This is a genomic window from Streptomyces sp. NPDC002144 (genome assembly GCF_053593695.1).
In genome coordinates this window covers 22,164-36,995 of the sequence record NZ_JBSFDB010000018.1, presented here as the reverse complement: position 1 = coordinate 36,995, position 14,832 = coordinate 22,164, and the positions used below count along the sequence as shown (strand labels likewise).

Here is a 14,832-nt window from a genome sequence, read left to right as displayed (position 1 = left end):
GGTCCGCCGAGGGGCGGGTCCGCCCGCGACGGGGTGGGAGGGCACATGGACGTGCTGGCCCGGCTGGACCGATATCAGCGACGCCACCGACGGGCGGGCATGCCGCTCGCGGTCGTGTACAAGTTCTTCGACGACCAGGCCACGTACCTGGCCGCGCTGCTGGCGTACTACGGCTTCGTCTCCCTCTTCCCGCTGCTGCTGTTCCTGGTGGCGATCCTCAGCTCCGCCCTGCACGGCAATCCGCAGCTGCAGCACTCCGTGCTCCACTCGGCGCTCGGTGAGTTCCCGGTGATCGGCGACCAGCTCGGCCACAGCATCCACTCCTTCCACGGCAGCGGTGCCGCCGTGGCGGTGGGCGTCACGGGCAGCGTCTACGGCGCCCTCGGCGTCTCCCAAGCCGTCCAGCACGCCCTGAACAAGATCTTCGCGGTGCCGCGGCATGCCCGGCCCGATCCGCTGCGCTCACGGCTGAGGGGCCTGTACTTCCTGCTGCTCCTCGCGGCCGGACTCGGCGTGACCACGGCGCTGTCGGCCGCGGAGTCCGCGACCGGTGCCTTCGGCACGCACCTGGCGATCGGGCTGCGTATCGCCGTCGGCGTGGCGGGCATCGTGGTCGACGCCGCCCTGCTCCTGCTGAGCTTCCGCCTCATGACCCGGCGCCGACTGCCGATGCGCTCGATGCGCGGCCCGGCTCTGGCAGCGGCGTGCGCCTGGCAGGTACTGCAGTGGGGAGGCTCGTACTACATCGGGCATGTGCTGCGGGGTGCCACGGCGACGTACGGCATGTTCGGGATCGTCCTCGGACTGCTCGCCTGGATCTACCTGGCCGCGGTGGTCTACCTGGCCACGGCGGAGGTCATCGCCGTGCGACACCTGCGGCTGTGGCCGCGCAGCCTGATGACGCCCTTCACCGACCACGTCCGCCTCGCGGCCGGTGACCTGCGTGCCTACCGCTTCTACGCGAACGCCGAGTCGTTCAAAGGATTCGAGAAGATCTCCGTCCGTTTCGGTGAACCTCCGCCGCCGCCCGTGGGTGACAAAGGACCGCTCTGACGCCGGCCGGGATCTTGGCCGTGAACCGGGGTAGTCGAGGGGGGACCGAGGGAGGAACGCCATGACGACGTACGTCATCTCGGTGCCGGGGACGTTCACCGGCGCAGCAGGGCAGGAGACGCAGAGCGAGCTCGCCCGGGCCCTGCGGCCAGTGGACCCGCACCAGACCCACATGGGGAACGAGGAAGATCTCGACGCCCTCACCGTCAACGACGACGGCACCTTCACCGTCCGGCTCAGGATCGACGCGGACAGCGCTCCCGAGGCCGAACGGGCGGCCCGAAGCTACGCGGAGTCCGCCCTGAACGCCGTGGGCCTGGACGAGGGCAGCGCCCCGCTGGGACCGGCAGCCGTCACGGGCATCGACTCCGACGGCTGAGCGCTGACCGGCTGAGCCGTCGGCCGGTCCGGGGCCGTGGGTTCTCGCCGCCGGGAACCACCTCCGAAGGCCCCGGGCCGGTCGAGTCCGGCCGTCATACCCGCCGACGCGCCAGCACGTGCCGCAGGGCGTCGGCCACGGACCGCGGTACGCCCAGCCCCTGGACCATGTTCAGCACATGGTGGGCCACCACCAGCGCGTCGACGCCGAGACGAAGGGCGACGTCGGCCAGGACCTCCCCGGCGTCCTCGATCGGCAGCGGCCCGAGAACGGCCAGCGCGCCTTCCGCCATGTTGAGGGTGGAGCGCGCGGCGAGAGCACGCCGGAGCCCGGCCAGCTCCGACTGCTCCAACCCTCTGCCGGCGGCCTGGTCGTGGGGCCGAAACTCCACGAATCGAGGGTGTGGTCTGGACGATCGCATGGCACCGCCTTGTCGGGACTGAGGACCATCCGCTACCCGGCTTCCACGAGGAAATGGCGGGGGGCGACGCATCTTCACACCGCGGTCATCTTCGTTGCGATCGCAGACGAGGCGCGTGTGACACGCGTGCTCAGGGGCAATAGCGAGGTGTGCGGCGCTCTCACTCCCATCGCCGCATTCGCTGCCGCGAAAAGCACGGCCCGGAAGAAGGTGACAGCGTGGCCGAGGCCCTACCCGACGAAGCGTCCGAAGCGGGTCCGGTGACAAGGCGGAAGGCGGTCGCCGAACTGCCCCGACAGGTCCGCGACGAACTCGCCCGCCGACTGAGGCGGAACAAACGGGCCTTCCGTCCCGACGATGTTCAGGTGGTCGAACCCCCTCTGCTGCGGCGCGCGGTCGGCGCCTCCGCGCTCGGCAACTGCATGGAGTGGTTCGATTTCGGCGTCTACAGCTACCTGGCCGCGACCATCGGCAAGGTCTTCTTCCCCGGCGCGTCCCCGGGAGCCCAGGTCGTCTCCTCGTTCGCCACCTTCGCCGCGGCGTTCGTCGTACGGCCCCTGGGCGGGCTCGTCTTCGGACCGCTCGGTGACCGCCTCGGCCGGCAGAAGGTGCTCGCCACCACCATGATCATGATGGCGGTCGGCACGTTCGCCATCGGCCTCATCCCCAGCTACGTGACCATCGGCATCGCCGCGCCGATCCTGCTGCTCCTGGCCCGTATGGTGCAGGGATTCTCCACCGGGGGCGAGTACGGCGGCGCGACCACGTTCGTCGCCGAGTACTCACCCGACCGGCGACGCGGATTCCTCTCCAGCTGGCTCGACTTCGGCACCTTCGTCGGATACGCCCTGGGCTCCGCCCTGGTCACGCTGCTGAACCTCGCGCTGAGCGACGATCAGATGCTCAGCTGGGGCTGGCGCGTGCCGTTCCTGATCGCGGGCCCGCTGGGTGTGATCGGTCTGTACATGCGGCTGAAGCTGGAGGAGTCGCCCGCCTTCCAGCAGCAACTGGACGAGCACGAGAAGGGGCTCGCCCAGGAGTCGGCGGGCAGCGAGTTGAAGGCCATCGTCACGCGGCACTGGCGTCCGCTGCTGATCTGCATGGGTCTGGTGCTGCTGTACAACGTCACCAACTACATGGTGACCGGGTTCCTGCCGACCTATCAGACGGAGACCCTGCACCGGTCCAGCGGTTCGGCCGATCTGCTGGTGCTGATCGGCATGGTGTGGATCGTCCTGCTGATCACCTTCATCGGCCGCTTCAGCGACCGGATCGGACGCCGGCCCGTCTACGGTGTCTCCGCGGCCGCGATGATCGTGCTCGCGGTTCCGTCCTTCCAGCTCATCAAGATGCACGGGACCTGGCCGCCGATCCTCGGCGTGCTGATCCTCTCCACGCTGCTGGCCTGCTTCGCCGCACCGAGCGCCGCCACCTTGCCGGCCCTCTTCCCGACCGCCGTGCGCTACGCGGCCATGGGGATCGGCTTCAACATCGCGGTCGCGGCCTTCGGCGGTACGACCCCGCTGGTGACCGAGGCGCTGGTCAACCTCACCGGCGACGATCTGATGCCCGCGTACTACCTGATGCTGGCGGGTGCGATCGGCCTGGTGACCGTCAAGTTCCTGCCCGAGACGGCGCAGGTCCCGCTGAACGGATCCCGGCCCATGGTCGGCTCGCGCGAGGAGCAGCAGGAACTGATCTCCACGTCGAAGGAGTTGTACGGCGTCGCGTCGCGCCGCCCGCGGGCCGAGCACTCGACGCCGTCCGCTCAGCCGCGTATGCGCTGAACCCGAGAAGGGCCTTGCCGCACCACGGGGGAACGGTGCGGCAAGGCCATGTCACCCGGTTGCCCGGCACGGCCGAACTCATGCACTCCGGCGGTCGGATCGCCGGCCGCGCATCACCGGAAGGCCGCGATGTTGCCGGCCGCCCACGGGGCGAAGGCGCGGGGCGGGCGGCCCAGGAGCCGCTCGATGTCCGGGCTGACCCGGCGCAGTCCGGCCGAGGGTGCGCCGAGGATGTCGAGGGTGCGTTCCACGACGGGTTCGGGCATGAACCGCACCATCGCCGCCCTGGCCTCCGACCGGCTCTGCTCGACGAAGCTCACCGGCTCGCCCAACGCGTCCCCGATCGCGGCGGCTTGCTCGCGCGGCGAGACCGCCGCCGGTCCGGTCAGTTCGTAGACCCTGCCCGCGTGCGCGGCATCCCGCAGCGCGACGGCGGCGACCTCGGCGATGTCGCCCGGGTCGACGGTCGGCAGTGCGACATCCCCGAACGGCGCCGTCACCGTCCGCCGCCCGCGCACCGCCTCCGCCCACTGCAGGGTGTTGGAGTGGAAGCTCCCCGGCCGCAGGACGGTCCACTCCAGGCCCGACTGGCGGACGGCGTCCTCCATTTCGGAGGGGAGCTCTCCGGTGCCGACGGCCTGCGAGGACAGCAGGACGATCCGCTGGACGCCACCGTGGCGCACGGCCTCGAGGACGCTGCCGAGGTCACCGCCGGCCGCCATGAAGTCGCCGGAGGTGAGCAGGAACAGCGTCTCGGCTCCGTCGAGGGCGGGCTTGAGGTTCCGCGGCTCGGTCAGGTCGGCCCGATGATGCCGTACCCCTGCCGGCAGTGGTGCGGGCGGGACCCGCCGGGACACCGCCGTCACCTGCTCACCCGCCGCGGCGAGCGCCCGCACAAGCGGCCGCCCGACATTGCCCGTTGCGCCGGTCACCACGATCATCTTCTCTCCCGTTTTCCGGAGTCCTTGAGGTGCACGGCGACGCTACTATCGCGAGGTCAGTAGGTACCTAGAGGAAAGTACTGGGTCGAGGGGGCGGATGTGACCGAGAGCACAAAGGGACAGGACCGGGCCGAGGTCTCGCCGAACAATGCGTGTCCGATCGCGCCGGTGGTCGACCTGGTCTTCAGCCGGTGGACCACTCCGATCCTGTGGACCCTCAACGAGTACGGCCGGCAGCGGTTCGTGGAGCTGGAACGCCGCATCGCCACCATCACGCCCAAGGTGCTGACCCAGCGGCTGCGTCAACTGGAGCGCGACGGGCTCGTCCTGAGGACCTATCACGCCGAGGTACCGCCCCGGGTGGAGTACGAGATCTCCGAACTCGGCCGCAGTCTGGCGCCGTTGTTCGCGGCACTCTCCGAGTGGTCGCCCAACCTGGACCACGTCGAGCGGGCCCGCCGGGCCTACGACGCCAGGCAATAGGCCCAGACCGGGGCGCCGCCCGGCCGCTGCGCCGACGTATTTGCCAACTCCTGACCCAGAAACTCGTGTTGGCCTCGTTGACATGCCGCAAGCGCAGGCGTTTCACTCGACACTCGTGAATGGCAACGTTGTCAGGCCGGGAGACCGGAAGCGTTGCCTGTCGCCGGCGCCGCGTTCTCACGGCGCCGGCGACCGATGTGCGAGCACGAACTGCTGCGGAGGCAACCGATGGTGAGACCCCGACGTTCAGCTGCACCACACGACCGAAGAAGACTCCGCCGACGAATGGCGGTCCTCTGCGTCCTGGGCATGGCGGCCCTCCCCCTCACGGCCATGGAGAGCGCCCATGCCGCGGGCACCGCGACGCCGGCCTTCGTGAAGGATCCCGCGTCCCTGGTCAATCCCCTCATCGGCACGTCCGGGGCCGTGGACACCTTCCCCGGCCCCGACATGCCGGCCGGCATGGTGCAGTGGGGTCCCGACACGACGCCCCACCGCCCCGACGGCGGCGGCTACGAGTACAGCGACAGCAAGATCTCCGGCTACAGCCTCACCCACATCTCCGGCCCCGGCTGCCCCGTCGCCGGCGACCTGCCGATCCTGCCGGTGACCGGCGCTCTCTCGGGCAGCCTGGGCGACACCTCCGTCGGCTTCAGCCACAGCGACGAGCAGGCGGGCATCGGCTACTACCGGGTCACCGACGCGAGCGGCGTCAGGACCGAGTTGACCGACACCACCCGGGCCGGCCTGGGCCGCTTCACCTTCCCGGCGGGCCGGCAGGCGAACCTGCTGTTCAAGCTCAGCGGCGGTGCCACCCAGGTGGACGGAACCCGCGTCCAGGTGGTGAGCGACAAGGAGATCAGCGGAGCGATCGACAGCGGTCACTTCTGCGGCGCCAGCAACAGGTACACGCTGCACTTCGACATCAAGTTCGACCAGCCGTTCACCGAGAGCGGCACCTGGGTCGGCAGCACCATCAACCCCGACGCGAAGTCGCTGAAGGCGGGCAAGGTCCGGCAGACCCCGCAGGCGGCCAGGACCGCGCCGCTGAAGGAGAAGCACTTCACCGTCCCGGCGAGGCCCGCCCCCACCCTCCACGGGAGCACCCCCAAGACGTCCGGCACCCCGTCCCCGACAGCCGGCGCCGCCCCCCGCTCCTCGGCCACGGCCGACGCCGCCCAACCCCCCACCACGGGCGCGAACGGCATGTACCTCACCTTCGACACCTCCGCCAACCCCACGGTGAACGCGAAGGTCGGCATCTCGTACACGAGTGACGCCAACGCGGCCTCCAACCTCGCGTCCGAGATCAGGACCTGGAACCTCGACACCGTCGAGCAGGCCAACCACAAGGCCTGGAACACCGTGCTGAACAAGCTTCAGATCGGCGGCGGCACCGCCGACCAGCAGACGCAGTTCTACACCGCGCTCTACCACGCGCTGCTGCACCCGAACGTCTTCTCGGACGCCAACGGCCAGTACATGGGCATGGACAACCAGGTCCACCGGCTGGCCAAGGGCCAGCAGGCCCAGTACGCCAACTACTCCGGCTGGGACACCTACCGCTCCCAGACCCAGCTGCTGGCGATGGTCGAGCCCAAGGTGACGAGCGACGTCGTCACCTCGATGCTCAACGGCTACGACCAGACGGGTCTGCTGCCCAAGTGGGCCTCGAACAACGGCGAGAGCTATGTGATGGTCGGCGACCCGGCCGGCGGCATCATCACCGACGCGTACGCCTTCGGCGCCACGGACTTCGACACCGGCAAGGCCCTCGCCGCCCTCCAGCACGAGGCCACCGTCCCCAACAACGACCGCCCGGGGGAGTCGGTACGGGACGCGAAGGGCTATCTCCCGCTGGACGAGAACGACTACGGCTGCTGCAACTTCTACGGCCCCGTCTCCACGCAGCTGGAGTACGACTCCGCCGACTACGCGCTGGCCGCGTTCGCCAAGTCCCTGGGTAGGACGGACGTCTACACGAAGTTCGCCACCCGCGCCCAGGACTGGATGAACGTCTTCAACCCGCAGACCGGCTACCTGCAGGCCAAGAACAAGGACGGCCAGTTCGCGGGCGGCTTCACCCCCGGCACCTCCAACGGCTTCGTGGAGGGCACCTCCGCCCAGTACACGCCGATGGTCCCCTTCAACCTCAAGCAGCTCATCCAGGCACGCGGCGGTGACCAGGCGTACTCGTCCTACCTGGACAGCCTGCTCGACGACATCACCAACCCCGGCAACACCGACGCCGACCTCAGCAACGAGCCCAGCGTGGAGATCCCCTGGGAGTACGACTACACGGGCCAGCCGTGGAAAACCCAGGCGGCGGTCCGCCAGGCCCAGCAGAAGCTGTACTTCAACGCTCCCGTCGGCTCCTTCGGCAACGACGACCTCGGCGCCATGAGCTCCTGGTACGTCTGGTCCGAGCTCGGCATGTACCCCGAGACCCCGGGCACGGACACCCTGGCACTCGGCAGCCCGGTCTTCCCGGTGGCCCAGGCGACCCTCGCGGGCGGCAAGACCGTCCGGATCACCGCACCGCAGGCCGCGCCCGACGCGCCCTACGTGCAGTCCCTGAACGTCAAGGGCAAGGCATGGAAGAACGCGTGGCTGACGTACGGGCAGTTCAAGGGGGCGGGCAGCCTCGACTTCACGCTCGGCACCCAGCCCAACACCTCCTGGGCGTCCGACCCGTCGGCGGCACCGCCGTCGGACACCACGGGCGGCAACCGGGTGCTCGCCGCGACCGGCCCCTCCAGCGACGGCCTGGTGCTCCAGCCCGGCGCGTCCGGTGACGCCACCCTGGATCTGACCAACCTCGGCAGCCAGGCCGTCACGGTCGACTGGAAGGCCACGGCGCCCACCGGCGTCACTGCGGATCCGGCGTCCGGCTCGCTGACCGTGCCCGCCGCGGGCAGCGCCGAGACGAAGGTCCATGTGACGGCGGGCACGAGCGAGGGCACCTACCCGGTCACCTTCGCGCTGACCGACCACGGCACCGGCGCGACCCTGAGCGGTGCGACCCTCCGCGTGGCCGTCGCCAAGGCCGGCGCGCTGTGGCCGTACAACACCAACGAGGGCGTCTATCCCGACGGAGCCACCTTCTCCGGCGGCTTCGACAACGGCGGCTGGGCGTACTCCCAGAACGCGCTGTCGGCGGCCGGCGTCACGAGCGGTTCGACCCTCACCGTCGACGGCATCTCCTACACCTGGCCGACGGTGACCTCCGGTCAGCTGGACAACCTGGAGATGGCCGGCCAGACCATCCCGATGCCCGCCGGTACGTCGGGTGCTTCGCTCGGTCTGCTGGGCGCGGCGACCAACGCGCCGACCGACGGTGTCTCCGGCACCGTGACCGTCACCTACACCGACGGCACCACCTCGAAGGCGACGGTCGGCTTCTCGGACTGGACGCTCAACGGCGGCTCCAGCAAGCCGATCGCGGGTGACACCACCGCCGTCACGACGGCCTACCGCGACACCGGCAGCGGAGGCCGGGACGGCGTGAAGACCTACGTCTTCGCCACCAAGGTCACGCTGGATCCGTCGAAGCAGGTGGCGTCGATCACGCTGCCGGTGACGGGTTCGACGGGCACCGACCACCTGTTCGCCTACGGTTTCGGGCAGTAAGAGCGCCGCCGAGGCCCGTCGTGCCGAGCCGGTTCCCGGACACCCGGGAACCGGCTCGGCCAGGCGCCGTTCCAGCGCGTCTCACGGCTCGCGGGTGAAGTGCTGCCCAGGGGTGTGTCTCTCCGTGTCGTCCGTGTTCCGGCCCGCATGTCCGTCCGCGGTGTCCGCGGGCGATCGAAAGCAGGCGATGACCGACTTGCCGTGGCGGCAGGGCCGGAACTCCCACTCGTCGGCCAGGGCGTCCACGAGGAACATGCCGCGTCCGCCCAGGCGCTCGGTGCTCGCGGTGCGGGGTGTCGGCGGATCGCTCGAACCGTCATGAACGCTGATGTGAAGACACTGTTCGTCCCAGGTCATGACCAACTGGGCGCTGCTGTGCGCGTGCACGTGCGCGTTGGTGACCAGTTCGGAGACGGTCAGCAGTACGGCGTCCACCGTCTGCGGAGCGGAGGCGGTCCACCCCAGTGTCCTGAGATGGTCACGTGCCCAGTCCCGGGCGGCCTTCACTTCGCTGGACATCGGCAGCGAGCGCGCCCAGCCAACTGCTCGGAGCGAGGAACCTTCCACCGTTGCCCTTCCTCTTTCCTGGGGTGTTTCCTGGGGTGTTTCCTGGGGGTGCGCGCCACGCACGTCCGTCCCGAGGGGATTGCGCCGAACCCGGTCAACGGTGGCCACGAAGCTTGCCCAGCAGGCGCTGCGCCTGGGCCCGGCGCCGGGGATCGGCGGCGGCCCGCCGTGCCTGTTCGGTCACGCGTCGGCCCTGGGGGCTCCTGGCGAACTGTTTGATGCGCTCCATCATGCCGGGCATGACGCTCCTTCCCGCGGGGGTCTTGTCCCTTTCTGTCGGCTCGGTTACCCCCGACGGAGCGGCTCAGCCCTGGCACTCGGGCCCCCCGGCCGGAACCGCCGGCCGAGACACAGGTGCAGGGCGGGTCGGCCGGGGTACTGGGCGCCGCATGGCGATGCACACTGAGTCCTTCACCCCCTGGCCCGTTGCCCGGCAGTTGCGGCGCATGCGGACCCTGTACGCGGCGGGCGTGATGTTGTGGGCGGCTTCGAGTGCCTGGACCGGGTGGGTGTCTCCCGGCAGCCGGCCGATGTGGACGTCCTTGCTGCTGCTGGCGGTCTTCGCCGGCCTTCTCGCGACGGCCAGTTGGTGGCTGCGGCGTGTGGAGTCCGCCGAGCCGGCATCCCGCAGCGTCTCGTTCTCAGGGGCCGGTCCGCTGCGGGGAACTGACGAGCCGTGATGTGGAAGAGATGTTTGTTCGAGCGCGGACGGTGCACACGGAGATCTGACACAACCTTTACATGCGACGAATCGGAGACGCACTGTGGGCATCATCGCGTGGATCCTCATCGGCCTGCTCGCCGGCGCCATAGCCAAGGCCCTGATGCCGGGCAAGGACCCGGGGGGCATCATCGTCACCATGCTCATCGGCATCGTGGGCGGCCTGTTGGGCGGCTGGCTCGGCAAGGTGATCTTCGGGGTGGACTCCATCGACGGATTCTTCGACCTCTCCACCTGGGTCGCCGCCATAGTCGGCTCCCTGATCCTGCTGGTCCTCTACCGCCTCGTCACGGGCAACCGGCATTCGCACCGTCACGCATGACGCGCCGGTGACGTCCGTGTACGGGCGCAACGCGACGGCTCCTCCCTTGACGAAAGGGCAGGAGCTGCCGCGTTTTTGGCGGGAGTTACCGAGTTGGGCACCTTTGCCGCGTTTACGGCCAATGGATCGCCGGGGCGAAGTAGAGTGCCCTCACGGCGTCTTGGCCCCGGGGGTTGACGATCCGGGCAGGTTCTGCTGCCCAACGCCGTGAAGAGTGCGGAGAAAGGGGCGTATATGAGCGCCTACCTGTGTCCTCCCGCTGTGTTGCACGGCGAACACGCCGTGGAGACCGGTCAGATCCTGGCGGAGGTGCGCGGCCGACATCCGCACGCGCCCTGGCTGTCGCGCATCGACGGCGTCGCCGCGAGCACGGGGATCACCTCCCGCGGATGGATGCTGCCGCTCGAGACGGCCACCGCGCCCAGCGCCGGAAGCGGCCTGCGGACACCGGGAGTCGAGCCAGCCCGTGCGGCACTGGCCCGTGACGGGTTCAGCGACCGGGAAGTGAACCGGGTGATCGCCGCGCTGGAGGCGATACCGGCGCAGCAGACCGTCCAGGAGCGCACCGCACCGGCCTGGGCGGCGGTGCAGACCTACGGCGAGCGGTCAGCCCGCGAGGCGCTGGAGACCGCCGGACTGCAACCCGCCGACGTCGACTGCCTGATCACCAGTAACTCCACCACCCCGGCCCTGCCGGGGCTCGACCTGTCGCTGTTCAACCGCCTCCCGCTGCGCAGGGACGTGCTGCTGCTGCCGGCCACCCAGTGGGCCTGCATCGCCGGGACCCGTTCGCTGGCGCTGGCCGCCGATCTCGTCGCCGCGGACCCCGACCGGGCGGTGCTGGTGGTGATAGCGGAGGCGCTGAGCACTACCTACCAGCCGGCCGACGACACGCTGGAATCCCTCATCGTCCGGCTGTTGTTCGCGGACACCGCCGTTGCCGCGGTGGTCACCGGCCGTCCCCGAGCAGAATCGATCCTGCGCCTGGACGCGGCCTGGCATCACACCCTGCCCGGGACCACGGACCTGCACCGCCTGGACACCCGGGCCGACGGCACCCACTTCGTCATGGACCGCCGAGGACCGCGTGCCGTACAGGAGACGGTCGCCGCGATGTGGGCATGGCTGCGCGTACGCCACCACGACGACCGGCACCCGTGGCACCCCGATCTCCTGCTCGCCCATCCCGGCGGGACCCGGGTCCTGGAGTACATGGAACAGACGATGCCCGACGGCTGGCCCGGGGGACTGCTGGCCTACAGCCGGGCCGGCTACACCACGGGCAACCGCGGCGGCGCCGCCGTACTCGACATCCTGCGGCGCGCGTACGACGCCGGCCAGAAGTCCGGCAGTCGCACCGTGCTGTACGCGGCCGCGCCCGGCCTGACCGCCACGGCCGTGGAGGGGGAATGGCTGTGAGGCGGTGACCGGGCCCCCGCTCGCGTCGGCAGCCGCCCTACACGTCGAGTTCCGCCCAGACGGCCTTTCCGGTGTCGGTCCACCGCACGCCCCAGCGCGTGGTGAGCTTGTGGACCACGTGCAGGCCGCGCCCGCTGTCGCCGAGCAGCTCGGCGCGACGCAGCCGCGGCCGGCCGTTGCCCACGTCGCCGACCTCGCACGTGAGGCGGTGGCCTGCTTTGACCAGCCGTATCGTGACGGGCCCGGTGCCGAAGAGGACGGCGTTGGTGACCAGCTCGCTGATCACCAGCAGCGCGCTGTCCCGGCCCTGGTCGCTGGTGTGCCATCGCAGCAGCAGGTCGGCGACCAGAGCGCGGGCGCGGGCGGCGGTGTCGTCGGCGGCGGGCAGCCGCCAGGTCGCCGTGTCCCGGCTGCGCCGGCCGGTCGTACGGGCGAGCAGCAGGGTCACGTCGTCGCGCAGGCGCCCCTGCGGGGCCAGCTCGGCGACCACGCGACGCGCGGCCTGCTGCAGATCGTCCCAGGGGTGCACCTCGCGCACCGCTTCCTTCAGCCGCCCGATGCCCTCGTCGATGGAGGCCACCGGGTCCTCCACCAGGCCGTCGGTGTACAGGGCGAGGAGCGATCCGGGCGGTGCGGCGAACGACTGCAGGTCGAACGGCTCCCGCACCGCGAACTCGGCACCCAGTCCGGGATGCGGCAGGGCGGTGACGGTGGTGGCTGAGCCGTCCGGGCGAACGAGGATCGGGGGCAGGTGCCCCGCGTTGGACATGACGACGCGGTGGTCGACGGGATCGTAGACCGCGATGCAGCACGTCGAGCCCAGCGCGCTGTAGCCGGCCGCCAGGCCCGCGTCCGTGTCGTCGAGGAGGGTGACCGTCTCGTCGAGACGCTCCAGGACCTCGTCCGGGCCCAGCCCCGCCGACAGCAGCGCGCGGGCCTCCATGCTCAGCTGGCCCATGGCGGCCGCGGCCCCCAGACCGTGCCCGACCACGTCACCGACCACCAGCGCGGTACGGTCGCCCGGCAGCGGGAAGCTGTTCACCCAGTCCCCGCCGACGCCCGCGCTGTCGGGGGTGGTGGGCTGGTAGACGCTGGCGACCTCGATGGTGTCGCTGCCGGTCCGCGGCAGCAGTCGGCGCTGCAGTGCCAGGACCTGGGCGTGCTCCCGCTGATGCTGGCGGGCCAGATCCACGTGCCGGGCGGTCTTGGCCACGAGTTCCTGCAGGTCGAGCAGCTCGCTGTCACGGAAGGGATGATCCGGTCGGCGCCAGACCTCCGTCAGCCCCAGCACGATGGGTCCCGGAGTGCCTTCCGGCCCTCTGACCACCAGCGGTATGCACGCCACGCTCGCGGGCAGGTTGCCGGGCACCAGGGCGCGCACCAGCCGGGGATCGCCGAGCACCCGCTCGATCGCCGCACGGTCGGGAATGACGATGGCCCGCGGCACGTCGTCGCGCGTCACCGCGCCCACCAGCAGACGGCTCGCCTCGCGGGGAAGGTTGTCCCCACGCGTCAGATACCCCTCGGGCCAGGCCCGGTCCGGTGCCAGGGCCGCCCGGCGCAGCCGGATGCGCTCGTGCGCCTGCTCGCTGACCGCCTCTCCTGTCCACACGGCGAAATCGAAGTCCACGGCGGCCACGTCACCCCAGGCCAGCAGGGACTGGGCCAGGGACTGCGCTGTCTCGCCGATGTCCAGGGACGTCCCGATCGCGGCGGCGGAGGCGTACAGATGCAGCCGTCTGGCCATGGCGATCAGGGAGACCGTCAGCCCGCCCTGTGACGCCGCGGCAGGCAGGATGCTCATCGAGACCACCAGGTCGGTGCCGTCGTCCCGCCGCAGGCGCTGCACCCGGGCGACGTGCGCCTCATGGGTCTCGATGACGTTGCGCAGCCTCTCGGTGACCGTCGGTACGTCCTCGGGCGGCAGCAGCGCGGAGAAGGCCGTGCCCGGCGCGGCGGTGACACCGGCGAAAGGGGGCGCGTCCAGATTGCAGCTGGTGATCGTCAGATTCCGGTCGAGGTTGACCACCGCGAGGATCTGTTCCTGACCCCCGCCCTCACGCCTCTCACCTGCGGGTCCCTGGCCGCGGCGGGCGCTCTGCGAGCGGGCCGCCGTGGCTCCCGCCCGGGGGACGTAGTCCGCCAGGGCGCCGCTGACCATGTCGAACGGCGAGTCGGGCGATGAGGAGGATGTGGGGTCCATGCGGCTCACTCAGCTCGCTGACTCCGGCACACACCGGAGAGGCATTCCCGAGTACGTGCGATCGAGCCCCGAGATCCCTCACCGCACACCTCTTGGATAGCACAAAACGCCGTCGTGGCCGTAGGGGAGCCCTCGGTGAAGGAGCCCGAGCCGGGAAAACGCGGACGCCGTGATGTCTCTCAAGGAAATGATCTCCTGGCGGCCCTAGTCTCGGTCCCGGCACCGAGGAGGACTTCTGATGCGCAGCGTGACCTATTCGATGAGCATGTCGCTCGACGGATACATCGTCGGACCGGACGGCCGTTTCGACTGGACGGCGCCGGACCCGGACGTCTTCCGCTTCTGGATCGACGAGATCCGAGACGTCGGCGTCCACCTGATGGGACGACGGCTGTACGAGACGATGTTGTACTGGGAGACGGCCGACCAGGATCCGTCGCTCGGCGAGGCGGAGCAGGAGTGGACCGCGCTGTGGAAGCCGCTGCCCAAGGTGGTGTTCTCCTCCACCCTGCAGGCGGTGCAGGGAAACGCCCGCCTGGCTTCCGGCAGCGTGGCGGAGGAGATCGAACGGTTGCGCAACGAGCCCGGTGAGGGCGAGATCGCGATCGGAGGGGCCACCCTCGCCGCCGAAGTGGCCGCCGCGGGTCTGATCGACGAGTACCGGGCCATCGTCTACCCGGTACTGGTCGGCGGAGGCATTCCGTTCTTCCCCCGCGACGAGCGCCGGGTGGACCTCGAACTCCTCGAGACCCGCACCTTCAGCTCCCGCTTCGTCTACCTCCGCCACCGGGTGGTGCGCTAGCCGACCGTCCCCGTCCCGGCCGGACACCGACCTGAACGGGGTCTTATCAGCACCGCTGTCAACGACGTACCCTCGCGCCACTCGCACACCCGACGCGAGCACGT

General features: G+C 70.3%; 14 protein-coding genes. 9 read left to right on the top strand and 5 right to left on the bottom strand.

Features of this window, described 5'->3' with window-relative positions; translation table 11 throughout:
• Positions 1-45 precede the first annotated feature (45 nt).
• Both ACWCQ1_RS25980 and ACWCQ1_RS25975 read left to right on the top strand, forming a co-directional pair.
• A complete protein-coding gene (locus tag ACWCQ1_RS25980; RefSeq protein WP_358601259.1) occupies positions 46-1,053 on the top strand; it encodes a YihY/virulence factor BrkB family protein in 1,008 nt (335 codons plus the stop codon).
• Between the two features lie 61 nt (positions 1,054-1,114).
• Entirely contained in the window at positions 1,115-1,432 is a 318-nt protein-coding gene (locus ACWCQ1_RS25975) for a hypothetical protein (RefSeq protein ID WP_133043843.1), read from the top strand.
• A 94-nt stretch (positions 1,433-1,526) separates the two neighbouring features.
• Here the strand turns inward: ACWCQ1_RS25975 and ACWCQ1_RS25970 are convergent, their stop codons facing one another.
• Positions 1,527-1,823 (bottom strand): hypothetical protein, encoded by a 297-nt coding sequence (locus ACWCQ1_RS25970; RefSeq protein WP_358601262.1) that lies wholly within the window; start codon positions 1,821-1,823, stop codon positions 1,527-1,529.
• Between the two features lie 248 nt (positions 1,824-2,071).
• On the opposite strand from ACWCQ1_RS25970, the gene ACWCQ1_RS25965 reads away from it, so the two are divergent.
• Positions 2,072-3,640: an MFS transporter gene (locus ACWCQ1_RS25965; RefSeq protein WP_358601265.1), complete on the top strand. Its 1,569-nt coding sequence runs from the start codon at positions 2,072-2,074 to the stop codon at positions 3,638-3,640.
• A gap of 113 nt (positions 3,641-3,753) precedes the next feature.
• Here the strand turns inward: ACWCQ1_RS25965 and ACWCQ1_RS25960 are convergent, their stop codons facing one another.
• Positions 3,754-4,581 (bottom strand): NAD(P)H-binding protein, encoded by an 828-nt coding sequence (locus tag ACWCQ1_RS25960; protein WP_451027494.1) that lies wholly within the window; start codon positions 4,579-4,581, stop codon positions 3,754-3,756.
• Between the two features lie 99 nt (positions 4,582-4,680).
• On the opposite strand from ACWCQ1_RS25960, the gene ACWCQ1_RS25955 reads away from it, so the two are divergent.
• Together ACWCQ1_RS25955 and ACWCQ1_RS25950 are read left to right on the top strand one after the other, a co-directional pair.
• Entirely contained in the window at positions 4,681-5,064 is a 384-nt protein-coding gene (locus tag ACWCQ1_RS25955) for a winged helix-turn-helix transcriptional regulator (RefSeq protein WP_133043846.1), read from the top strand.
• Between the two features lie 285 nt (positions 5,065-5,349).
• Complete coding sequence (locus ACWCQ1_RS25950) at positions 5,350-8,694, top strand: lectin (RefSeq protein ID WP_451027493.1); 3,345 nt, start codon at positions 5,350-5,352, stop codon at positions 8,692-8,694.
• An 81-nt stretch (positions 8,695-8,775) separates the two neighbouring features.
• Here the strand turns inward: ACWCQ1_RS25950 and ACWCQ1_RS25945 are convergent, their stop codons facing one another.
• Positions 8,776-9,261, bottom strand: coding sequence for an ATP-binding protein (locus tag ACWCQ1_RS25945; RefSeq protein WP_451027492.1), 486 nt, complete (start codon positions 9,259-9,261; stop codon positions 8,776-8,778).
• Positions 9,262-9,355: 94 nt separating this feature from the next.
• Positions 9,356-9,502, bottom strand: coding sequence for a hypothetical protein (locus ACWCQ1_RS25940; RefSeq protein ID WP_451027491.1), 147 nt, complete (start codon positions 9,500-9,502; stop codon positions 9,356-9,358).
• 148 nt (positions 9,503-9,650) lie between these two features.
• On the opposite strand from ACWCQ1_RS25940, the gene ACWCQ1_RS25935 reads away from it, so the two are divergent.
• The 3 genes from ACWCQ1_RS25935 (at position 9,651) to ACWCQ1_RS25925 (ending at position 11,723) form a co-directional block, all read left to right on the top strand.
• Complete coding sequence (locus ACWCQ1_RS25935) at positions 9,651-9,941, top strand: hypothetical protein (RefSeq protein ID WP_358601280.1); 291 nt, start codon at positions 9,651-9,653, stop codon at positions 9,939-9,941.
• Between the two features lie 84 nt (positions 9,942-10,025).
• A complete protein-coding gene (locus tag ACWCQ1_RS25930) occupies positions 10,026-10,304 on the top strand; it encodes a GlsB/YeaQ/YmgE family stress response membrane protein (protein ID WP_133043849.1) in 279 nt (92 codons plus the stop codon).
• A gap of 234 nt (positions 10,305-10,538) precedes the next feature.
• Positions 10,539-11,723 carry a type III polyketide synthase gene (locus ACWCQ1_RS25925; protein ID WP_451027490.1) on the top strand — a complete coding sequence of 395 codons (1,185 nt, stop codon included), beginning with the start codon at positions 10,539-10,541 and terminating at the stop codon, positions 11,721-11,723.
• Between the two features lie 37 nt (positions 11,724-11,760).
• Here ACWCQ1_RS25925 and ACWCQ1_RS25920 read toward each other — a convergent pair whose 3' ends face one another.
• Positions 11,761-13,926, bottom strand: a complete 2,166-nt coding sequence (locus tag ACWCQ1_RS25920; protein WP_358601286.1) for a SpoIIE family protein phosphatase — start codon at positions 13,924-13,926, stop codon at positions 11,761-11,763.
• A 238-nt stretch (positions 13,927-14,164) separates the two neighbouring features.
• On the opposite strand from ACWCQ1_RS25920, the gene ACWCQ1_RS25915 reads away from it, so the two are divergent.
• Complete coding sequence (locus ACWCQ1_RS25915) at positions 14,165-14,728, top strand: dihydrofolate reductase family protein (RefSeq protein WP_358601289.1); 564 nt, start codon at positions 14,165-14,167, stop codon at positions 14,726-14,728.
• The last annotated feature ends 104 nt before the right edge of the window (positions 14,729-14,832 follow it).